The 22,902-nt window shown below is 59.7% G+C and carries 11 protein-coding genes and 4 tRNA genes; 6 read left to right on the forward strand and 9 right to left on the reverse strand.

The annotated features are described in order from the left end of the window. The first annotated feature begins 174 nt into the window (after positions 1-174). Both PSH69_RS22880 and PSH69_RS22885 read left to right on the forward strand, forming a co-directional pair. Positions 175-11,877 (forward strand): VCBS domain-containing protein, encoded by an 11,703-nt coding sequence (locus PSH69_RS22880; protein ID WP_305409916.1) that lies wholly within the window; start codon positions 175-177, stop codon positions 11,875-11,877. A gap of 182 nt (positions 11,878-12,059) precedes the next feature. After that, positions 12,060-13,427: a lysozyme inhibitor LprI family protein gene (locus PSH69_RS22885; protein WP_305409917.1), complete on the forward strand. Its 1,368-nt coding sequence runs from the start codon at positions 12,060-12,062 to the stop codon at positions 13,425-13,427. A 70-nt stretch (positions 13,428-13,497) separates the two neighbouring features. Here the strand turns inward: PSH69_RS22885 and PSH69_RS22890 are convergent. Beyond that, positions 13,498-13,574: transfer RNA gene (locus tag PSH69_RS22890), tRNA-Arg, on the reverse strand. 291 nt (positions 13,575-13,865) lie between these two features. Here PSH69_RS22890 and PSH69_RS22895 point away from each other — a divergent pair. Next, positions 13,866-14,099: a hypothetical protein gene (locus tag PSH69_RS22895; protein WP_305409918.1), complete on the forward strand. Its 234-nt coding sequence runs from the start codon at positions 13,866-13,868 to the stop codon at positions 14,097-14,099. A 23-nt stretch (positions 14,100-14,122) separates the two neighbouring features. After that, a complete protein-coding gene (locus PSH69_RS22900) occupies positions 14,123-14,302 on the forward strand; it encodes a PA3371 family protein (RefSeq protein WP_018926378.1) in 180 nt (59 codons plus the stop codon). On the opposite strand, the gene phnN is transcribed toward PSH69_RS22900, so the two are convergent. Next, positions 14,277-14,849 carry a phosphonate metabolism protein/1,5-bisphosphokinase (PRPP-forming) PhnN gene (phnN, locus tag PSH69_RS22905; protein WP_305409919.1) on the reverse strand — a complete coding sequence of 191 codons (573 nt, stop codon included), beginning with the start codon at positions 14,847-14,849 and terminating at the stop codon, positions 14,277-14,279. The two genes, PSH69_RS22900 and phnN, sit on opposite strands and share 26 nt — an antisense overlap. A 386-nt stretch (positions 14,850-15,235) precedes the next feature. On the opposite strand from phnN, the gene PSH69_RS22910 reads away from it, so the two are divergent. Beyond that, positions 15,236-15,562, forward strand: coding sequence for an Arc family DNA-binding protein (locus PSH69_RS22910; protein ID WP_003178899.1), 327 nt, complete (start codon positions 15,236-15,238; stop codon positions 15,560-15,562). Between the two features lie 106 nt (positions 15,563-15,668). On the opposite strand, the gene mgtE is transcribed toward PSH69_RS22910, so the two are convergent. Then, positions 15,669-17,111, reverse strand: coding sequence for a magnesium transporter (gene mgtE, locus PSH69_RS22915; RefSeq protein WP_018926381.1), 1,443 nt, complete (start codon positions 17,109-17,111; stop codon positions 15,669-15,671). Between the two features lie 321 nt (positions 17,112-17,432). Here mgtE and PSH69_RS22920 point away from each other — a divergent pair, with 321 nt between their 5' ends. After that, on the forward strand, positions 17,433-17,951 hold the full coding sequence (locus PSH69_RS22920) for a cell envelope protein SmpA (protein WP_305409920.1): 519 nt from the start codon (positions 17,433-17,435) through the stop codon (positions 17,949-17,951). A gap of 19 nt (positions 17,952-17,970) precedes the next feature. On the opposite strand, the gene PSH69_RS22925 is transcribed toward PSH69_RS22920, so the two are convergent. From PSH69_RS22925 to alaS, 6 genes are all read right to left on the reverse strand, one after another. Continuing rightward, a tRNA-Arg gene (locus tag PSH69_RS22925) sits at positions 17,971-18,047 on the reverse strand. Between the two features lie 71 nt (positions 18,048-18,118). Continuing rightward, a tRNA-Arg gene (locus PSH69_RS22930) sits at positions 18,119-18,195 on the reverse strand. A 107-nt stretch (positions 18,196-18,302) separates the two neighbouring features. Beyond that, a tRNA-Ser gene (locus PSH69_RS22935) sits at positions 18,303-18,393 on the reverse strand. A gap of 62 nt (positions 18,394-18,455) precedes the next feature. Further along, positions 18,456-18,644: a carbon storage regulator CsrA gene (gene csrA / locus PSH69_RS22940; protein ID WP_002554426.1), complete on the reverse strand. Its 189-nt coding sequence runs from the start codon at positions 18,642-18,644 to the stop codon at positions 18,456-18,458. A gap of 188 nt (positions 18,645-18,832) precedes the next feature. Continuing rightward, positions 18,833-20,074 carry an aspartate kinase gene (locus PSH69_RS22945; protein WP_007934911.1) on the reverse strand — a complete coding sequence of 414 codons (1,242 nt, stop codon included), beginning with the start codon at positions 20,072-20,074 and terminating at the stop codon, positions 18,833-18,835. A 91-nt stretch (positions 20,075-20,165) separates the two neighbouring features. Further along, positions 20,166-22,787: an alanine--tRNA ligase gene (gene alaS / locus PSH69_RS22950; protein ID WP_018926383.1), complete on the reverse strand. Its 2,622-nt coding sequence runs from the start codon at positions 22,785-22,787 to the stop codon at positions 20,166-20,168. Positions 22,788-22,902 lie beyond the last annotated feature (115 nt).

Genomic DNA, 22,902 nt, shown 5'->3' on the forward strand with positions numbered 1-22,902 from the left:
CAATACCAGCGCCTCTCTGCCGGCAGCACCTGTCCCGTCAAGCCCAGACGTTCGACGATGTCCGGTAGCCGTCCCGTACCGCTCCTGAACACTCTGAGCGGCGTAAGCATGGGACTTCGTCCTGTTAGCAGTCCCTGGCGATTCCAATAAAAAAAACATTCTCGGGAGAAAGACATGGCTACCACCACAACGACCAGCGACGGCACCGTTACCTCGTTTTCCAATACACCGCAGGCGCAGGACGACATTTTCACTACAGGCGTCATTGGCACCAGCAGCTCGACCATCACTGAAGACCTGCTGGGAGTCGTGTACCTGGACGTCATGTCCAATGACCTGGGCGGTAGCGCAAAGACGCTCTGGTCAGTTGATAACGCGACCAGTCTTTCTACTGCCACCAAGGTTTATGCCCCGGCCGATCTGCTGGTCCAGGACACGAGCAGAATCGAGGCAACGAGCACCGACACCAGCCTCAATGGGGCAAAGATCTGGATTACCTCGGATGGCAAGGTCGGCTACGACGCCGCTACATTGTCGACTGCTTTCAAGGCGCAGCTTCAGTCGCTTGCTGCCGGAGCGTCTCTGGCGGACAGCTTTACGTATGCGATTCGTCTCGGCAATGGCACGCTCAGCTGGGCCACTGCGCAAGTGCAATTCGCAGGTATGAATGACAGCGTGACGATGAACATTGGCGTGCAGGCTGGCACGGTGACCGAAGATGCGCCCACAACGCCGAGCACAACCGACTCGCTGAGCACGACGGGCACGATTGCATTTAGCGATGTCGATCTGAGCGACACGCATACCGCGTCATTCGTGGCGGCGGGAGGCAATACCACGGCGCTGGGCAACTTCAGCCTTGCCTCTGTCATTGAAGCGGCCAATGCGGCCAATGGCACCGTTAACTGGACTTACACCGTGAACAACGCGGCAGCCCAGTACCTGGCCCAAGGTCAGACGGCGACCGAAACCTATGTGGTCACCCTCAACGATGGGCATGGTTCGTCGACAACGCAAAATGTGGTCATCACCCTCACCGGCACCAACGACCAGGTGCACATCACCAGCGGCGTGCAGACCGGCGATGCCAAGGAAGACAGTGGCGACTACGCCGCCAACGGCAGCATCACCTTCACCGACGCCGACCTGATCGACACCCATAGCGTCACCGTCACACCGGGCGCTTCCGGCTACCTGGGCAGCTTCACCACAGATCCACTGCACGACAGCACCGGCACCGGTAGCGGTTCGCTGGGCTGGCACTTCGCGGTAGACAACGCCGCCGTGCAGTTCCTGGGCGAAGGCCAGACCCTCACCCAGACCTATAACGTGGCGATCGGCGACGGCACGGTACAGACCGTGACCATTACCATCACCGGCACCAACGACCGGCCGACGCTGACGATTGCCGACACCACCGGCGCCATGAGCGAAGGCAACGGTACGGCCACACTGAGCGACAGCGGTGCACTGAGCTTTGCCGATGTGGACAACATCGACGTGGTGACTGTGTCGCACACCTCCAACGGCAACATCGCCTGGAGCGGCGGCACGCTCGATGCGGGCGTGGCTTCGGCACTGGTCGCCGGTTTCTCGGTCGATCACAACAGTTGGGACTACAGCACCAGCCAGAACCTCGATTTCCTCGGCGCGGGTGAAACCGTCACCTTCTCGTACACCGTGGTCGCCACCGACAACAGCGGCGCGGCTAACGCTGTTTCGGCGACGCAGACCGTGACCATCACCATTACTGGTAGCAACGATGCGCCGGTGCTCAGTTTCGCCACCGGTAACGATGCCGGCGCGGTGCAGGAAGACACCACGCTCAGCGTCAGCGGCCAGTTCAGCTCGAGCGACATTGATCATGCGGCCACGGCTACCTGGAGTATTGCCGGGTCCAATACCGGCACCTATGGCTCGATCGCCGTCGACAGCAGCGGCCAATGGACCTACACGTTGGCCAATGGCACCGACGGTGTCGCCAGTGCCGTGCAATCGCTGAAGGCTGGCGAGAGTCACAACGAAGTGTTCAGTGTGCAGGTCAGTGATGGCCTCGGCGGCGTCGCCACCCATCTGGTGACTGTCACCGTCACCGGCAGCAACGATGCGCCGGTGCTCAGCTTCGCATCGGGCAACGACGCCGGCGCCGTGCAGGAAGACAGCACCCTCAGCGTCAACGGCCAGTTCAGTTCGAGCGACATCGATCATGCGGCCACCGCGACCTGGAGCATTGCCGGGTCAAACACCGGCAGCTATGGCTCGATCGCCGTCGACAGCAGCGGCCAATGGACTTACACCCTGGCCAACGGCACCGATGGCGTTGCCAGTGCGGTGCAATCACTGAAGGCCGGCGAGAGTCACAACGAAGTGTTCAGTGTGCAGGTCAGTGATGGCCTCGGTGGCGTCGCCACCCATCTGGTGACTGTCACCGTCACCGGCAGCAACGATGCGCCGGTGCTCAGTTTCGCCACCGGCAACGATGCTGGCGCGGTGCAGGAAGACACCACCCTCAGTGTCAGTGGCCAGTTCAGTTCAAGCGACATCGATCATGCCGCCACCGCCACCTGGTCGATCAATGGCTCGGCAACCGGCACCTACGGCTCGATCGCCGTCGACAGCACCGGTCAATGGACTTACACCCTGGCCAACGGCACCAATGGCGTCGCCAGTGCCGTGCAATCGTTGCAGGCCGGCGAGAGCCATAACGAAGTGTTCACCATCCAGGTCAGCGACGGCCTCGGCGGCGTCGACACCCAGCAGGTGACTGTCACCGTCACCGGCAGCAACGATGCGCCCGTACTCAGCTTCGCATCGGGCAACGATGTCGGCGCCGTGCAAGAAGACACCACCCTCAGCGTCAGCGGCCAGTTCAGTTCAAGCGACATCGATCACGCGGCCACCGCGACCTGGAGCATTGCCGGGTCCAATACTGGCAGCTATGGCTCGATCGCCGTCGACAGCACGGGCCAATGGACCTACACGTTGGCCAACGGCACCGATGGCGTCGCCAGTGCCGTGCAATCACTGCAGGCCGGCGAGACTCACAATGAAGTGTTCACCCTCCAGGTCAGCGATGGCCTCGGTGGCGTCGACACCCAGCAGGTGACCGTGACCGTCACCGGCAGCAACGATGCGCCGGTGCTCAGCTTCGCGTCGGGTAACGATGCCGGTGCGGTGCAGGAGGACAGTACCCTCAGCGTCAGCGGCCAGTTCAGCTCGGCCGACATCGATCACGCGGCCACCGCCACCTGGTCGATCAATGGCTCGGCAACCGGAACCTACGGCTCAATCGCCGTCGACAGCAGCGGCCAATGGACCTACACGTTGGCCAATGGCACCGACGGTGTCGCCAGTGCCGTGCAATCGCTGAAGGCTGGCGAGAGTCACAACGAAGTGTTCAGTGTGCAGGTCAGTGATGGCCTCGGTGGCGTCGCCACCCATCTGGTGACTGTCACCGTCACCGGCAGCAACGATGCGCCGGTGCTCAGCTTTGCGAGCGGCAACGATGTCGGCGCCGTGCAGGAGGACACCACCCTCAGCGTCAGTGGCCAGTTCAGCTCGAGCGACATCGATCACAATGCCACCGCCACTTGGTCGATCAATGGCTCGGCAACCGGAACCTACGGCTCGATCGCCGTCGACGGCAGCGGTCAGTGGACTTACACCCTGGCCAACGGTACCGATGGCGTCGCCAGTGCGGTGCAATCACTGCAGGCCGGCGAGACTCACAACGAAGTGTTCACCCTCCAGGTCAGCGATGGCCTCGGCGGCGTCGACACCCAACAGGTGACCGTCACCGTCACCGGCAGCAACGACGCACCGGTGCTCAGCTTTGCGAGCGGCAACGATGCCGGCGCCGTGCAGGAAGACACCACCCTCAGCGTCAGCGGCCAGTTCAGTTCAAGCGACATCGATCATGCCGCCACCGCCACCTGGTCGATCAATGGCTCGGCAACCGGAACCTACGGCTCGATCGCCGTCGACGGCAGCGGTCAGTGGACTTACACCCTGGCCAACGGCACCGATGGCGTCGCCAGTGCCGTGCAATCACTGCAGGCCGGCGAGAGTCACAACGAAGTGTTCAGTGTGCAGGTCAGTGATGGCCTCGGTGGCGTCGCCACCCATCTGGTGACTGTCACCGTCACTGGCAGCAACGACGCGCCGGTGCTCAGCTTTGCGAGCGGCAACGATGTCGGCGCCGTGCAGGAGGATACCACCCTCAGCGTCAGCGGCCAGTTCAGTTCAAGCGACATCGATCATGCAGCCACCGCGACCTGGAGCATTGCCGGGTCCAATACTGGCAGCTATGGCTCGATCGCCGTCGACAGCACGGGCCAATGGACCTACACGTTGGCCAACGGCACCGATGGCGTCGCCAGTGCCGTGCAATCGTTGCAGGCCGGCGAGAGTCATAACGAGGTGTTCACCATTCAGGTCAGCGATGGCCTCGGCGGTGTCGACACCCAACAGGTGACTGTCACCGTCACCGGCAGCAACGATGCGCCGGTGCTCAGCTTCGCATCGGGCAACGACGCCGGCGCCGTGCAGGAAGACAGCACCCTCAGCGTCAACGGCCAGTTCAGTTCGAGCGACATCGATCATGCGGCCACCGCGACCTGGAGCATTGCCGGGTCAAACACCGGCAGCTATGGCTCGATCGCCGTCGACAGCAGCGGCCAATGGACTTACACGTTGGCCAATGGCACCGACGGTGTCGCCAGTGCCGTGCAATCGCTGAAGGCTGGCGAGAGTCACAACGAAGTGTTCAGTGTGCAGGTCAGTGATGGCCTCGGTGGCGTCGCCACCCATCTGGTGACTGTCACCGTCACCGGCAGCAACGATGCGCCGGTGCTCAGTTTCGCGTCGGGCAACGATGCCGGTGCGGTGCAGGAGGACAGCAGCCTCAGCGTCAGTGGCCAATTCAGTTCAAGCGACATCGACCATGCGGCCACCGCCACCTGGTCGATCAATGGCTCGGCAACCGGAACCTACGGCTCAATCGCCGTCGACAGCAGCGGCCAATGGACTTACACCCTGGCCAACGGCACCGATGGCGTTGCCAGTGCGGTGCAATCACTGAAGGCCGGCGAGAGTCACAACGAAGTGTTCAGTGTGCAGGTCAGTGATGGCCTCGGTGGCGTCGCCACCCATCTGGTGACTGTCACCGTCACCGGCAGCAACGATGCGCCGGTGCTCAGTTTCGCCACCGGCAACGATGCTGGCGCGGTGCAGGAAGACACCACCCTCAGTGTCAGTGGCCAGTTCAGCTCGACCGACATCGATCACGCGGCCACGGCGACCTGGAGCATTGCCGGGTCAAACACCGGCAGCTATGGCTCGATCGCCGTCGACAGCAGCGGCCAATGGACCTACACGTTGGCCAATGGCACCGACGGTGTCGCCAGTGCCGTGCAATCGCTGAAGGCTGGCGAGAGTCACAACGAAGTGTTCAGTGTGCAGGTCAGTGATGGCCTCGGTGGCGTCGCCACCCATCTGGTGACTGTCACCGTCACCGGCAGCAACGATGCGCCGGTGCTCAGCTTCGCATCGGGCAACGATGCCGGCGCCGTGCAGGAAGACAGCACCCTCAGCGTCAGCGGCCAGTTCAGTTCAAGCGACATCGACCATGCGGCCACCGCCACCTGGTCGATCAATGGCTCGGCAACCGGAACCTACGGCTCGATCGCCGTCGACGGCAGCGGTCAGTGGACTTACACCCTGGCCAATGGCACCGACGGTGTCGCCAGTGCGGTGCAGTCACTGAAGGCCGGCGAGACTCATAACGAAGTATTCACCATCCAGGTCAGCGATGGCCTCGGCGGCGTCGACACCCAACAAGTGACCGTGACCGTCACCGGCAGCAACGACGCCCCCGTGCTCAGCTTCGCCAGCGGCAACGATGCCGGCAACGTGCAGGAGGACACCACCCTCAGCGTCAGCGGCCAATTCAGCTCGAGCGACATCGACCACGCGGCCACCGCCACCTGGAGTATTGCCGGGTCCAATACCGGCAGCTATGGCTCGATCGCCGTCGACAGCAGCGGTCAATGGACTTACACCCTGGCCAACGGCACCAATGGCGTCGCCAGTGCCGTGCAATCGTTGCAGGCCGGCGAGAGCCATAACGAAGTGTTCACCATCCAGGTCAGCGACGGCCTCGGCGGCGTCGACACCCAACAGGTGACCGTCACCGTCACCGGCAGCAACGACGCACCCGTACTCAGTTTCGCCAGCGGCAACGATGCCGGCGCCGTGCAGGAGGACACCACCCTCAGCGTCAGCGGCCAATTCAGCTCGAGCGACATCGACCACGCGGCCACCGCCACCTGGAGCATTGCCGGGTCCAATACCGGCACCTACGGCTCGATCGCCGTCGACAGCAGCGGTCAATGGACTTACACCCTGGCCAACGGCACCAATGGCGTCGCCAGTGCCGTGCAATCGTTGCAGGCCGGCGAGAGCCATAACGAAGTGTTCACCCTCCAGGTCAGCGATGGCCTCGGTGGCGTCGACACCCAGCAGGTGACCGTGACCGTCACCGGCAGCAACGATGCGCCGGTGCTCAGCTTCGCGTCGGGTAACGATGCCGGTGCGGTGCAGGAGGACAGTACCCTCAGCGTCAGCGGCCAGTTCAGCTCGGCCGACATCGATCACGCGGCCACCGCCACCTGGTCGATCAATGGCTCGGCAACCGGAACCTACGGCTCGATCGCCGTCGACAGCACCGGTCAATGGACTTACACCCTGGCCAACGGCACCAATGGCGTCGCCAGTGCCGTGCAATCGTTGCAGGCCGGCGAGAGCCATAACGAAGTGTTCACCATCCAGGTCAGCGACGGCCTCGGCGGCGTCGACACCCAGCAGGTGACCGTGACCGTCACCGGCAGCAATGACGCGCCGGTGCTCAGCTTCGCGTCGGGCAACGATGTCGGCACCGTGCAGGAAGACACCACCCTCAGCGTCAGTGGCCAGTTCAGCTCGAGCGACATCGACCATGCGGCCACCGCCACTTGGAGCATTGCTGGGTCCAATACCGGCACTTATGGCTCGATCGCCGTCGACAGCACGGGCCAATGGACTTACACCCTGGCCAACGGCACCAATGGCGTCGCCAGTGCCGTGCAATCGTTGCAGGCCGGCGAGACTCACAATGAAGTGTTCACCCTCCAGGTCAGCGATGGCCTCGGTGGCGTCGACACCCAGCAGGTGACCGTGACCGTCACCGGCAGCAATGACGTCGCCGTGCTGTCCTCGGCCAGTGTCACACTGACTGAAACCAATGCTCCGCTGACCACGGGTGGTAGCCTGACCGTCAGTGATATCGACAGCCCGGAAAGCTTCCATACGCAAACCAACACCGCCGGCAGCTACGGCCAGTTCTCCATCGGCACCGACGGAGCCTGGACCTACGTCGCCAACTCCGCGCACAACGAGTTCGCCGCCGGTACCACTTACACCGACACCTTCACGGTGAGCAGTGCCGATGGCACCCTCACTTCGGTCACCGTGCACATCCTCGGTACCAACGATGCGGCCGTGCTGTCCACCGGCATCGCCAACCTCACCGAGACCAATGCCGCCGTCGACATCTCCACCGCCGGTACCCTGACCATCAGCGACGTCGACAGCGCCGCAACCTTCGTCGCGCAAACCAACACCGCCGGCAGCTACGGCCAGTTCTCCATCGGCACCGACGGAGCCTGGACCTACGTCGCCAACTCCGCCCACAACGAGTTCGCCGCCGGCACCACCTACACCGACACCTTCGCCGTGAGCAGTGCCGACGGCACCCTCACTTCGGTCACCGTGCACATCCTCGGTACCAACGATGCGGCCGTGCTGTCCGCTGGCACCGCCAACCTCACCGAGACCAATGCCGCCGTCGACATCTCCACCGCCGGCACCCTGACCATCAGCGACGTCGACAGCGCCGCAACCTTCGTCGCCCAAACCAACATCGCCGGCAGCTACGGCCAGTTCTCCATCGGCACCGACGGAGCCTGGACCTATGTCGCCAACTCCGCCCACAACGAGTTCGCCGCCGGCACCACCTACACCGACACCTTCGCCGTGAGCAGTGCCGACGGCACCCTCACTTCGGTCACCGTGCACATCCTCGGCACCAACGATGCGGCCGTGCTGTCCGCTGGCACCGCCAACCTCACCGAGACCAATGCCGCCGTCGACATCTCCACCGCCGGTACCCTGACCATCAGCGACGTCGACAGCGCCGCAACCTTCGTCGCCCAAACCAACACCGCCGGCAGCTACGGCCAGTTCTCCATCGGCACGGACGGAGCCTGGACCTACGTCGCCAACTCCGCCCACAACGAGTTCGCCGCCGGCACCACCTACACCGACACCTTCGCCGTGAGCAGTGCCGACGGCACCCTCACTTCGGTCACCGTGCACATCCTCGGTACCAACGATGCGGCCGTGCTGTCCGCTGGCACCGCCAACCTCACCGAGACCAATGCCGCCGTCGACATCTCCACCGCCGGCACACTGACCATCAGCGACGTCGACAGCGCCGCAACCTTCGTCGCCCAAACCAACATCGCCGGCAGCTACGGCCAGTTCTCCATCGGCACCGACGGAGCCTGGACCTACGTCGCCAACTCCGCGCACAACGAGTTCGCCGCCGGCACCACCTACACCGACACCTTCGCCGTGAGCAGCGCCGACGGCACCCTCACTTCGGTCACGGTGCACATCGCCGGCAGCAACGACTCACCGACGATCACTTCCAACGGTGCTGGTGCAACGGCTTCGATCAACGTGGCGGAGAACACCACGGCGATCACGACGGTAACGGCGACCGATGTTGATCTGCCGGCACAAACGCTGAGCTACAGCATCGTCGGTGGAGTGGATGCCGCGAAATTCTCGATCGTTTCTGGCACAGGCGTGCTGAGCTTTATCTCTGCACCCAACTTTGAAGCGCCGACTGATACGGGAACGAACAACGTTTATGACGTGATTGTGCGGGCATCGGACGGCACGCTGTTCGACGACCAGGCGATCGCGGTAACCGTAACGGGCGTCAACGACAACTCCCCGGTGATCACCTCCAACGGTGCTGGTGCGACGGCTTCAGTCAACGTGGCTGAGAACACCACAGCGGTCACGACGGTGGCAGCGACCGATGCAGACCTACCGGCACAAACGCTGACCTACAGCATCGTCGGCGGAGTGGATGCTGCGAAGTTCTCGATCGTTTCAGGCACCGGCGTGCTGAGCTTTATCTCTGCACCCAACTTTGAAGCACCGACTGATTCGGGAACGAACAACGTTTATGACGTGATTGTGCGGGCATCGGACGGCACGCTGTTCGACGACCAGGCGATCGCGGTAACCGTAACGGGCGTCAACGACAACTCCCCGGTGATCACCTCCAACGGTGCTGGTGCGACGGCTTCGGTCAACGTGGCTGAGAACACCACGGCGGTCACGACAGTGGTGGCGACCGATGCTGATCTACCAGCGCAGACGCTGAGCTACTCGATCCTGAATACGGCCGGGACGGACTTCAGCAAGTTCTCGATCAGTTCAAGCGGGGTGCTGACGTTCAATTCGGCGCCCGATTACGAGAATCCCCAGGATGTCGGGGGTACCGATGGCGACAACGCCTACGTTGTGGATGTTCAGGTGGCCGACGGCAATGGCGGAATCGACACACAGACCATTACGGTAAACGTGCAGAACGTCGTTGAGACGCCAGTTGATACGGTGGCGCCAACGGTGACGGTGACAGGGACGGCCTTAGGGACTGCGATCACCCCTATCCCGTCAACGTCGACGGTCACATTCCAGTTCAGTGAGGTTGTGAGCGGTTTCAGCCTTTCTGACGTGACGATGACTACAACGAGCGGAACACCCCGCGGAACCTGGAGTAACTTCACGCAAGTTGACGGCGATACCTACACGGCAACGCTGACCAGAACGCAGAGCGGTAGCATAAAAGTCGACGTTGCCGCGAACAGCTACACCGACCTGGCGGGTAATCCTGGTGCGGCCGGCAGCAGCGCCAACCTTCCGGCAGGCGTTGCCGGCGACCCCATCAATCTAGCTCTCAACGCTCCATTGGCCGATATCAGCGGCCCAATAACGGTGTCCATCAGCGGGGTTCCCTCGGGGTGGGTGTTCAATGCAGGAACCGACAACGGCGACGGCACCTGGACCGTGCAAACCAGCGATCCCGGCGCATTGACCGTGACAACCCCAAGCGACTTCGTGGGTGCGTTGGTGCTTGATGTCAACATGAACTGGAGCAACAGCGACGGCAGCACCGCCAGTGCCTACGTATTCAACAACGTCGAAGTCTATGCCCCAGGTGCGCCGATCTTCGCCTTGTCCGCTGATGACAATCTGACCGGTTCGTCTGGTGCCGACACCTTCGTCTTCGCCCAGCCGATCGGCAACAACCAGATCTACAACTTCGATGCCGCGGCGGACAAGATCGACCTGATCGGCTTCACAGGCGTCACCGGCTTTGCTGACTTGAGCATCACTAACGACGCCAACGGCAATGCACTGGTCAGCATCAGCACTGGCCAGACGGTCACTCTCAAAGGTGTCGATGCGGCGGACTTGAGCGAAGCGAACTTCCAGTTCGATGTGGACCCACTCACCAACAACAGCGGGACCCTCACCATTGCCGACGGCGCGATCATGCCGTTCGGTGGCAGTATCCATAACAGCGGCACCATCGAGCTCGGCTCCGCCGGCAGCGCGACCAGCCTTGAGATTCTGTTCCGTGGCGCGACCTTGACCGGTGGCGGCCAGGTGCTGCTATCCGACAACGCGCAAAACGTGATTTTCGGCGGCAGCGCCGACACCGTACTGAACAACGTCGACAACCGCATTTCCGGCGCCGGCCAGTTGGGCGCCGGGCAGATGGTGCTGATTAATGCGGGGCTGATCATGGCCAGCGGGCTGAACAGCCTGGTGCTCGATACCGGCACCCACACCATCACCAACAGCGGGGTGCTGGAGTCCACAGGCCCAGGCGGCATGACGGTGGCCAGTACGGTCGAAAACACCGGCCACCTGTGGGCCAACGGTGGCGACCTGCGCCTGCTGGCCGACGTGACCGGCGATGGCAGCGCGACCATCGACGGTAACGCGACCCTGACCTTCTCCGGTGCCGCACACGGGTCCGTCGCCTTCCACGGCGAAGGCGCAGGCACGCTGGTGATCGCACAGGCCGAAACGGCGGGCTCGCTGTCCGGCATCCTCGGTCTTGAGAGCGATGACATGCTGACGTTCGGCAATCTCGCTTTCGGCGCCAACACCCAGCTCAGCTACAACGCCAACGCCTCTGGCGCCGGCGGCCTGCTGACAGTGGACGACGGCGTGCATCGGGCCGAGGTGAACCTGCTGGGGCATTACTCGGCGGAAGACTTCCAAGTCACCGACGGCGGCGCGGCCGGCACTCAAGTCAGTTACCACGGAGAATCCAGCGGCACTCTGGTGGGCACCATGCTCGCAGACACGATCAGTGGCGGCGACGGCAACGACATCATCGTAGGCCGTGAAGGCGCAGACACGCTCAGCGGTGGCGCGGGCGCCGACGTGTTTGCCTACTTCAACGTGAATGAAGGCGGCGACCATATCCTCGACTACAACTACGCCGAAGGGGACAAAATCGACCTCTCCGCCCTGCTCAAGGCGAACTTTGTCAGCGGCACCAGCCAGGTGTCGGACTTTGTCCAAGTGGTGCAGACCGGCAGCGACATCACCGTGAAGGTGGATACCGATGGTGCAAGCAATGGCAAGAACTTCGTCGACGTGGCGGTGCTTGACCACACGGGTACGCCTGGGCCAGATCTGGTGCGCACCTGGTTCGGGGATTCCGAGCATACGCTGACGGCTTGATATTAGGCTGGAGTTGAGCAGTTGATAATGGTGGAGACCAGGGAAGGTCGAACCATTATCTGGCTACTCACTCCTTCGCTCACACCGCCCCCGACCATTTGATTCACCGAAGAATGCAACGCGTTAGATGAACCTCTGGGTTGCGTAGTTTAATGTGCACTACCCTGGAAAAGGATTTCATCGTGTACATCAAAGGACGCTACATCGCATCTGCCTGCGCACTGCTGTTTTTCCAGCACGCACTGGCGACCGGAATGGACTGCACAAAAGCGGCAAACGCTGTCGAAAATACAATTTGCGCGAACAAAGGACTGTATGAGCTGGATACGCAAATGGGTTCGGCCTATCGAACGCTGATGAACGCCGCTTCGCCGGCGCAGGTTGAACTGAAGCGATCCCAGCGCCAGTGGTTGAAAGTACGCAATGAATGCGTCGAAGACGTCGCCTGCCTGGACCAACACTATCGCGAACGCTTGCAGGCATTGCGCGTGCAATGGATCGACACCGTTGCCTATCAACCCGACGACGTCGATAAACAGGTGATGGAGGAGTTGCAACAACGCATCCAGGACCTGAGCAAAAACAATCCGGAGTTTGCGCTGGAGCGGGCGCTCGACTCTATGGCGTTCGACAGCAGCACAACGTCATTCCCTGGCGACCCGGGTGAAGATGAGCAATCCCTCTTTCCCAAGAGTATTCCCCAAGATGTCACGGAGGACGAGTGGAAGGCGCTGAAAGCTTCCGACATCGACGACGCCGCTGAATCCGGGCACACCTCATACACGCTGATGGATATGGATGGCGACGGACAGCGTGACCTCATCGTTGAAACCTATTCCGGCGGCACCGGGATGTTCAGTTACACGCAAACCTACCGTCGCAATGAAGGCCGGTTCATCAGCAGGACATTGGGGCCGGCCCATGAATCCGGCTCACTTTTCTACACCAATGAACGCGGTGCCAACCAATCCGTGTACTGGATCAAGGCTCGCGGAAAAATGTACGTCGCCTACCGAAACGGTAACTACGGCGTTGACCAGGTCTTTCTTCTCAATCCCCTGAAGATCAATAACAAAGTGCCTACACTGACCGTTCGCTACGGCTATCAATTGACAGTGCCCCACACTCAATATCTGGAGGACGGCACCACCGCCTTCGAACTGGAGCCTGCCCTGCATAAGGCACTCGCAAAAGCTTTGATCAAAGTGAATGCAGATGAAGCCCCGGAGACCGGTCAACAGAAAACCCCGATCTGCCCCATTCCTCCTTCAGTAAAAGACAGTGATGACTATTACAGCTTCGGAGCGAGTTACTACGCGGTCGAACCCGTCGCCGATATGCCGGTGGTCATCGGCAATGAGTGCTTCATCGCAAGACTGATCAATTGGTACGGGAGCTACGGCGACAAGAACGGACTGTTTGCACTACTGACGTTGCGCAAACCGGGATCTGAAGACCAGGAACGCAGTTATTCGGTCAACGGACGTCGGCACATCAAACAAGTGAGCACATCGATTGGCAAGGCCGAAGGTGGGGCTGAAGATTTTTAGTCAGTTATCTACCGATAGACAGCCACGAAAAAGCCCCACCAGATCACTCTGTGTGGGGCTTTCAAATATATGGTGTCCCAGGGCAGGTTCGAACTGCCAACCTTCCCCTTAGGAGGGGGATGCTCTATCCAATTGAGCTACTGAGACACAAGTCGCGCGCAAGGAATGCGCGGCGATGGACGGCGTGCATGTTAACGGGCAGGCCCGCTTTTGTCATGTCGTCCGTAGGGCTTTTTAAGTGTAGGCAGACGCCCCACGGTAGCGTGGCTTTGTTTACCGTGCAAATTGCATCACCGCAAAATGCCATCATTGCAAAATGCAATGCCGGCATTTTGTTAAAATAGCTTAATTCTTTGTTTTTAAAGGATTTAATAGCCGTTAAACTTTTGGCATGCGGGCTGCTTCGACTGTTCTCAAAGAACGAAGGAGATCAGCCCCATGAACAGCGCTCTTTTAGTCGCAAATGCAGTCGCCCTGGCGGTTCTGTTGGGTTTTCAGTTCTTCCCCACAAACGACGCTGCGATGGTTGCCCAACGCACGCCCCATGACCTGCAGCTGCAAAAAGCGCCTCAATGGGCAGTCACGAGCGATCAACGCAGTTTTGTCAGCCAAGAGCTGAGCCAGGAGAGCCTTCAACCGCGCACACAGTCTTTTGAACGCTTGGTATTTTGAACCACCTCATCAGGAAGCACAGCATGTCCAAATCAGCCGCAGGGTTTCTCATCCTCGCTCTACTGAGTGGCATCCTTCATCTGTCATTAGTCCAGGACACGATCGTCACCCTGCCCCTGATTGCCTGCGGCGTGTTCAGTGCGCTGTTCGTGCTGGCGCTGATCGCCGGGCGCAAGATCAAGTTCGATCCGGTTCTGCGCTGACACTCAGCAACTCCAGAAGACTGGCAACGGTGACCGTAAGGTCGCCGGAGTTATCGAGTCGACGGATCTGCGTATCACCGATTGTATCGTCAGCCGTGAACAGTGCATTGCGGCGCAGTCTCGCTTCAATTTCTGCCGGGCTTTCACGCCCCCGCCGTAGCAGGCGCTCTCGCAGAACGTCATCCTTGACCGTCAATAGCACCGGCAACAGCGTGGGATAGCGCTGTTGCGCTTCTGTCAGGTGGCCGCGCGAAGCATTGATCAGCACATCGCGTCCTTCCTTGAGCCACTGGTCTATACGCACAGGAATACCGTAATCCAGCCCATTGGCCTGCCACGAAAGCGCGAAATCCCCTTTGTTTCTGCGTCGCTCGAACTCTTCGCGGGACACCTCAATGGCGTCTTCGCCGACGGACTCAGCCGAGCGCGTAATAACCCGCCGCACGACTTCACAATTGCGCACCCGCAACGGCCCCCGAGCGGCTTCGATGAGGCTGTCCTTGCCGGATCCCGAAGGCCCCATTAAATAAATCAGCCTGCCATCCATCCTGAAATCATCCCATACCGTCCGTCTGCCCTAGTAAATCGGCCATTTGCCACTATCCTGTACAAGGTAAGGAACAAGGATCGAATCCGCATAGCATGCACCTTCAGGCGTCTTCGGGCATCACCTGTCGGGCAAGAGGACGCGGTCAGCGATACGGACTCACGGAATGTTTTCAAACCAGTCCGCATTTCTGATAATAGGTGCTGGCATTAAGCCTTTACCCAGATCAATATTTGTCACAGAATTGACGCCAATGATCTGGCTAATTTGAGGCATGATGCGCGCCTCTATCAATTCAGGTTGAACATTTGGTCGGAGTGCTTGTCCTATCTGACATCCTGCGGCCTATCCCGAGAACCGCTCCCCTGAACTAACCGGTTAAATATATGCGCCCATTGAAACAGGCAATTTATTCCAGCCGTACGGCTGACAAGTTCGTCGTACGTCTGCCAGACGGAATGCGTGAACGCATTGCCGAGGTGGCTCGCAATCATCATCGCAGCATGAATTCCGAAATCATCGCGCGCCTTGAGCAGAGTCTTATTCAGGAAGGCGCGTTGGGCGAAGAATTGAGCATGCGCCTGGACAGCCCCGAGCTGTCATTGCACGAACGCGAACTGCTGCAACGCTTCCGCCAACTCTCCCACCGCCAGCAAAACGCTCTGGTTTCGCTGATCGCCCATGACGCCGAAATGGCTGCAGACGCCTCCTGATTCATCCCGAAAGCTCAAGCCAGCGTAATTGCTGGCTTTTTTTTGCCTGAAATTCGGCCCCCCAAAAAAAACCCGCCGATTGGGCGGGTTCTTTTGAGGTAGAACGTCAGAGCAGAAAAATCGTCGCCAGCCCGAGGAAGATGAAAAAGCCACCACTGTCGGTCATGGCAGTGATCATCACACTCGCGCCCATTGCCGGGTCGCGCCCAAGCCGCGCCAGGGTCATCGGAATCAACACACCCATCAATGCCGCAAGCAACAGGTTAAGCGTCATGGCGGCGGTCATCACCACGCCCAGGGACCAACTGCCATAAAGCAGGTAGGACACCACACCAATCACCCCACCCCAGACCACGCCATTGATCAAGGCGACCGCCAACTCCTTGCGCATCAACCTCGACGTATTGCCGGTACTGACCTGGTCCAGCGCCATGGCCCGAACGATCATGGTGATCGTCTGGTTACCCGAGTTGCCGCCGATACCCGCCACGATCGGCATCAATGCCGCGAGCGCTACCAGCTTCTCGATAGAGCCCTCGAACAGGCCGATCACCCGAGATGCAACGAACGCGGTGATCAGGTTTATCGCCAGCCAGGCCCAACGGTTGCGCAGGGACTTCCAGACTGACGCAAAAATATCTTCTTCTTCGCGCAGACCCGCCATGTTGAGAACTTCGTTTTCGCTCTCTTCACGAATCAGGTCGACCATTTCATCGATGGTCAGACGACCGATCAGCTTGCCGTTCTTGTCGACCACCGGGGCCGAGATCAAGTCGTAACGCTCAAACGCCTGAGCAGCCTCGTAGGCGTCTTCGTCCGGATGAAAACTCACCGGATCGCTGGCCATCACTTCCGAGACCTGTTTATCCGGGTCGTTGACCAAAAGGCGCTTGATCGGCAACACGCCCTTGAGCACACCGTCGTAATCGACCACGAACAGTTTGTCGGTATGGCTTGGCAACTCTTTGAGACGACGCAGGTAACGCAACACCACTTCAAGACTGACATCCTCACGGATGGTCACCATCTCGAAGTCCATCAGCGCACCGACCTGCTCCTCGTCATAGGACAACGCGGAGCGGACGCGCTCACGCTGTTGAGCATCGAGGGTTTCCATCAGCTCGTGGACGACGTCTCGCGGCAGCTCGGAGGCCAGGTCAGCAAGTTCGTCGGCGTCCATGTCCTTGGCGGCCGCCAGGAGCTCGTGATCGTCCATATCGGCGATCAGGGTTTCACGAACCGAATCGGATACTTCGAGCAGAATGTCGCCGTCGCGGTCGGCCTTGACCAATTGCCAGACGGTCAGACGATCGTCCAGTGGCAAGGCTTCAAGGATGTAGGCAACGTCGGCGGAGTGCAGATCATCGAGTTTGCGTTGCAACTCGACGAGGTTTTGCCGGTGAACCAGGTTCTCAACCCGGTCGTGATGCGGACCTTCCTGGCGATGAGTCAGGTCTTCGACCACCCGCTGGCGCTGCAGCAGCTCAACGACTTGAGCAAGGCGGTCCTGCAAGCTTTCCTGCGTTTTCTTTACTTCAACTTCAGACATAGGCGAACTCCACTCCCAGCAGCGGGGCACGCCGGAAGGATCAATCAGTCAATTCATGATTGTAAAAACGGGGTACTGAGTAACTACTGGGTAAGTCCATGGAGGTATTCCACAAGCCCCGGCGGGGCTGACAGGCGCAATGATAACACCGCCTGACGGTTTTAAACGTTAAAAAATCGCGGCTGAAACAAGCGCTTGCGAGACAAACCTGAGCGCTATCCTGATCCATGGAACTGCGACGACTCATCCTGAAAAGAAAACACACCGCTGTCGAAAAATGTAACGGCTACCCTTGATAAGGACTGTCAAGGAGGACGTCGAATGCCACGGAATGCTGATTATTTTTTGCTTGCCGCCCTGCTCTGCCTGCCGCCCTGGGCGTTTTCTACGACCATCCACCGGTGTGAAGCCCCTGACGGAGGCATCACCTTCACGACCTTGAGCTGTACGACCGGAGAAAGCCTTTCGCTTCAGGAAGTACGCACGTTTTTGCCTGGCAGCACGACAGCCCTGATGCCAGAAGCCGAGGTTCGCGAAACATCAAGTATGAAAAACCCAAGGAGAGAACCGACGGTCGTAGGTCAGCCCGAGGACAAATGTGGAAATCAGCTCAGCGCGAAGGAACGCCGCATCGCGATCATCAATCAGAGAGTGGTTGCCGGCATGAGCCAGCAGGACGTCGAAAGCGCTCTCGGCAAGCCAGACAAAATCAGCACTCGCAATTCAGCCATGAGCTACCGCTACGACAACAAGCGAGGGCGCAGTGCTCATATCGAATTCGATGAGAAAGGTTGCACCAAAGGAAAAGCCAAATCGCAGACGGCAAAAAGCCCGCGTTAAACGCGGGCTTTTTGTTGTTTGGTGCACTCGACAGGATTCGAACCTGTGACCGCTCGGTTCGTAGCCGAGTACTCTATCCAGCTGAGCTACGAGTGCATTTGTGTTTTTATACCAGATCACAACTGGTTGAAGCCAAGTTACTCACATTACTGCAAACAACTCTTAAATGGTGCACTCGACAGGATTCGAACCTGTGACCGCTCGGTTCGTAGCCGAGTACTCTATCCAGCTGAGCTACGAGTGCATTTGTTGCCGCGCATTATAGGCCGTTAAATCTTTTTGTAAAGCACTTTTTCTAGTAATTTCAACAACTTACCGAAGAAGCCAGATTACAACGTACTAAATAAATAATGGCGGAGAACGGGGGATTCGAACCCCCGACACCCTTTTGAGGTGTACTCCCTTAGCAGGGGAGCGCCTTCGGCCACTCGGCCAGCTCTCCGCAACACGGGGCGTATATTAACCAGCTTTATCCCCGTTTGCAAACATAAAAAACGATAAAAATTAATGGCTTGGTTCTTCGTCCTTCTCTTTCTTGATACGCAGGTAAATTTCCTCACGGTGCACAGCCACCTCTTTCGGGGCGTTGACACCAATACGCACTTGATTTCCTTTAACGCCGAGCACGGTCACGGTGATTTCGCCATCACCAATAATCAGGCTTTCTGCGCACCGACGAGTCAGAATCAGCATACCTTTCTCCTCACGCATTTCATTTCAGGGACAACAGTCTGCAAAAAAAAGGCATTCGACCTACAACCGAAAAGGTCGCAGCCCTACATGCCTGAGTATTGACTAGCGCGAGCAAAAGAACAGTTTTGGTACGCACCATTCAAAAAAACGAAGGGCGCGGTCAGACCGCGCCCTTCGGGGGGAAGGCATTACTCGCCCTGTCGGGCCGGCGCGTCCAGTTCGAAAGCTGTGTGCAGGGCGCGCACAGCCAGCTCCAGGTACTTCTCTTCGATCACCACGGACACCTTGATTTCCGAAGTCGAGATCATCTGGATGTTGATGCTTTCTTTGGCCAGGGATTCGAACATGCGGCTGGCCACGCCTGCGTGGGAGCGCATGCCGACGCCAACGATCGAGACCTTGGCAATCTTGGTGTCGCCAACGACTTCACGGGCACCGATCTCGCGAGCGGTGTTTTCCAGCACGGATTGCGCCGCCTGGTAGTCGTTGCGGTGCACGGTGAAGGTGAAGTCGGTGGTGTTATCGTGCGCAACGTTCTGCACGATCATGTCGACTTCGATGTTCGCGGCGCTGATCGGGCCGAGAATCTTGAACGCCACGCCCGGGGTGTCTGGCACGCCACGGATGGTCAGCTTGGCTTCATCGCGGTTGAAAGCGATGCCGGAAATGATCGGCTGTTCCATGGTTTCCTCTTCATCAATAGTAATGAGGGTGCCCGGACCCTCCTTGAAGCTGTGCAGTACGCGCAGCGGAACGTTGTACTTGCCGGCGAACTCGACCGCACGGATCTGCAACACCTTGGAACCGAGGCTGGCCATTTCCAGCATCTCTTCGAAGGTGATCTTGTCCAGACGCTGAGCCACGGACACCACACGCGGGTCGGTGGTGTAGACGCCGTCGACGTCGGTGTAGATCTGGCATTCGTCAGCCTTCAGGGCTGCCGCCAGTGCCACGCCAGTGGTGTCGGAACCGCCACGACCGAGCGTGGTGATATTGCCGTGCTCGTCGACGCCCTGGAAACCGGCGACAACCACCACACGGCCAGCCTTCAGGTCACCGCGAATCTTCTGGTCATCAATCTGCAAGATACGCGCTTTATTGTGCGCGCTATCCGTCAGAATCCGTACCTGGTTGCCGGTGTACGACACCGCTGGCACGCCACGCTTGATCAGCGCCATGGCCAACAGTGCAATCGTCACCTGCTCACCGGTGGAAACGATCACATCCAGTTCGCGCGGAACCGGTTGGCCGTCGCCACTGATTTGCTTGGCCAGATCGATCAGACGGTTGGTTTCGCCGCTCATTGCAGACAGCACAACCACCAGGTCATCGCCCGCATCGCGGAATTTCTTAACCTTGTCGGCGACCTGCTCGATTCTCTCGACAGTGCCGACTGAGGTGCCTCCAAATTTCTGTACGATCAAAGCCATTTCAAAGCCGCCTCTGCCCATGAAGGGCGCCCAATAAATCACTCAAACAGCGTTCTGGCCCGCTACTAGACCGCGGGCCAGGCACACTGCCTTATAAACCCTGCTCTACAAATGGAACAGTCAGGGCCAGTGCGGCATCCAGTGCGCCAGCGTCAGTACCACCGCCTTGCGCCATGTCTGGACGACCACCGCCCTTCCCGCCCACTGCCGCAGCAGCCTGCTTCATCAAATCACCGGCTTTGAGTTGGCCAGTCAGGTCTTTGGTCACGCCTGCAACCAGAACGACCTTTTCCTCATGGACACTGCCGAGCAGGATCACTGCGCGGCCGAGTTTGTTTTTCAGTTGATCGACCAGCGCCAGCAGCGCCTTGCCGTCCTGACCGTCCAGACGCACGGCCAGCACTTTCACGCCTTTGACGTCCAGGGCAGAAGCCGACAGATCGTCGCCCGCCGCACTGGCCGCCTTGGCCTGCAACTGCTCGAGTTGCTTCTCCAGCAGACGGTTGCGCTCCAGCACAGCCGACAGCTTGTCGATCAGGTTGTCGCGGCTGCCCTTGACCAGGTTGGCCGCTTCCTTGAGTTGTTCTTCAGCCGCGTTCAAGTAGGCCAGTGCCGCGGCACCGGTGACTGCCTCGATACGACGCACACCCGAAGCCACGCCGCCTTCGCTGATGATTTTCAGCAGACCGATGTCGCCGGTACGGGTGGCGTGAATGCCGCCGCAGAGCTCGACGGAGAAATCGCCCATGCTCAGCACACGTACGCTGTCGCCGTACTTCTCGCCGAACAGCGCCATGGCGCCCTTCTGCTTGGCGGTTTCGATGTCGGTTTCTTCGGTTTCAACTTCGGAGTTCTTGCGAATCTCGGCGTTGACGATGTCTTCCAGCGCCTTCAACTGCTCAGGCTTGATCGCTTCGAAGTGGCTGAAGTCAAAGCGTAGACGCTGACTGTCGACCAACGAACCTTTCTGCTGAACGTGCTCGCCCAGCACCTGACGCAATGCGGCGTGCAACAAGTGAGTTGCCGAGTGGTTCAGCGACGTCGCATGGCGCACTTCGGCATCGACATGAGTCTCCACCGGAGCACCTACGATCAGGCTGCCCGAATCCAGCACGCCGTGGTGCAGGAACGCACCGCCGGTCTTGGTGGTGTCGCGCACGTCAAAACGCGCAGCGCCAGCCTGGAGGAAGCCGCAATCACCAATCTGACCACCGGATTCGGCATAGAACGGCGTCTGATCGAGAACGACCACGCCCTCTTCGCCTTCGCTCAGTACGTCAACCGATTGCCCTTCTTTATAGAGAGCAACGATTTTGGCGGAACCGCTGTGAGCGGTGTAACCGGTGAACTCGGTGGCCACATCAACCTTGACCAGGCTGTTGTAGTCCATGCCGAAGGAGCTGGCGGAGCGGGCACGCACGCGCTGGGCTTCCATTTCGCGCTCGAAGCCTGCTTCGTCGATGGTCAGGCTGCGCTCACGGGCGATGTCGCCGGTCAGGTCCATCGGGAAACCGTAGGTGTCGTAAAGTTTGAACACCACGTCGCCCGGCACCACGTCGCCTTTGAGTTCGGCCAGATCCTGTTCGAGGATTTTCAGGCCCTGCTCCAGAGTCTTGGCGAATTGCTCTTCTTCGGCCTTCAGCACGCGCTCGATGTGCGCCTGCTGGGATTTCAGCTCAGGGAATGCTTCGCCCATCTCGGCGACCAGGGCCGCAACGATCTGGTAGAAGAAGCTGCCCTTGGCGCCCAGTTTGTTGCCGTGACGGCAAGCGCGACGAATGATCCGGCGCAGTACATAACCGCGACCTTCGTTGGACGGCAGCACGCCGTCGGCAATCAGGAAGCCGCAGGAACGGATGTGGTCAGCCACGACTTTCAGGGAAGCCTGATTGTCGTTGGTGCAACCGATGGCCTTGGCCGATGCGCTCAGCAGGCTCTGGAACAGGTCGATTTCATAGTTCGAGTGAACGTGCTGCAGCACGGCACTGATCCGCTCAAGACCCATGCCGGTGTCCACCGACGGGGCGGGCAACGGATGCAACACGCCATCGGCGGTGCGGTTGAACTGCATGAACACGTTGTTCCAGATTTCGATGTAACGGTCGCCGTCTTCTTCCGGCGAGCCCGGTGGGCCACCCCAGATGTCGGCGCCGTGATCGTAGAAGATCTCGGTGCAAGGACCGCACGGGCCGGTATCGCCCATGGTCCAGAAGTTGTCGGAAGCGTACGGCGCCCCCTTGTTGTCGCCGATGCGAACCATGCGCTCGGCCGGCACACCGACTTCTTTGGTCCAGATGTCGTAGGCCTCGTCATCGCTGGCGTAGACGGTCACCCAGAGTTTTTCTTTCGGCAGGTTCAGCCATTTGTCGGAGGTCAGGAACGTCCAGGCAAAGGTAATGGCGTCACGCTTGAAATAATCACCGAAGCTGAAGTTACCCAGCATTTCGAAGAAGGTGTGGTGACGGGCGGTATAACCGACGTTTTCCAGGTCGTTGTGCTTGCCGCCGGCACGCACGCATTTCTGGCTGCTGACGGCGCGGGTGTACGCGCGCTTTTCCTGGCCCAGGAAGCAGTCCTTGAACTGGTTCATCCCCGCGTTAGTGAACAGCAGGGTTGGGTCGTTGCCCGGAATCAAAGAGCTGGAGGCTACACGGGTGTGGCCTTGCTCTTCGAAGAAGCGAAGGAAGGCTTCACGGATTTCTGCGCTTTTCATTAGGTTCTTCCACGGAGGCTGCGGCCAAAGGCCTGTGCGAAACGTCAACAGACGAAGCGACGGCAAAGGGCCGCATTATATCGGCCCTGCGCGCGGGGTACAGCGTGTTTATACG

Origin of the sequence: Pseudomonas sp. FP1740 (genome assembly GCF_030687165.1) — a bacterium.
In the GTDB taxonomy this organism is placed as follows: domain Bacteria; phylum Pseudomonadota; class Gammaproteobacteria; order Pseudomonadales; family Pseudomonadaceae; genus Aquipseudomonas.

Bases quoted from the DNA above. Each gene is read 5' to 3' on its own strand.
- PSH69_RS22880 (WP_305409916.1), top strand. From the start codon at position 175: ATGGCTACCACCACAACGACCAGCGACGGCACCGTTACCTCGTTTTCC.
- PSH69_RS22895 (WP_305409918.1), top strand. From the start codon at position 13,866: ATGAACAGCGCTCTTTTAGTCGCAAATGCAGTCGCCCTGGCGGTTCTG.
- PSH69_RS22900 (WP_018926378.1), top strand. From the start codon at position 14,123: ATGTCCAAATCAGCCGCAGGGTTTCTCATCCTCGCTCTACTGAGTGGC.
- phnN (WP_305409919.1), bottom strand. From the start codon at position 14,849: ATGGATGGCAGGCTGATTTATTTAATGGGGCCTTCGGGATCCGGCAAG.
- PSH69_RS22910 (WP_003178899.1), top strand. From the start codon at position 15,236: ATGCGCCCATTGAAACAGGCAATTTATTCCAGCCGTACGGCTGACAAG.
- mgtE (WP_018926381.1), bottom strand. From the start codon at position 17,111: ATGTCTGAAGTTGAAGTAAAGAAAACGCAGGAAAGCTTGCAGGACCGC.
- PSH69_RS22920 (WP_305409920.1), top strand. From the start codon at position 17,433: ATGCCACGGAATGCTGATTATTTTTTGCTTGCCGCCCTGCTCTGCCTG.
- csrA (WP_002554426.1), bottom strand. From the start codon at position 18,644: ATGCTGATTCTGACTCGTCGGTGCGCAGAAAGCCTGATTATTGGTGAT.
- PSH69_RS22945 (WP_007934911.1), bottom strand. From the start codon at position 20,074: ATGGCTTTGATCGTACAGAAATTTGGAGGCACCTCAGTCGGCACTGTC.
- alaS (WP_018926383.1), bottom strand. From the start codon at position 22,787: ATGAAAAGCGCAGAAATCCGTGAAGCCTTCCTTCGCTTCTTCGAAGAG.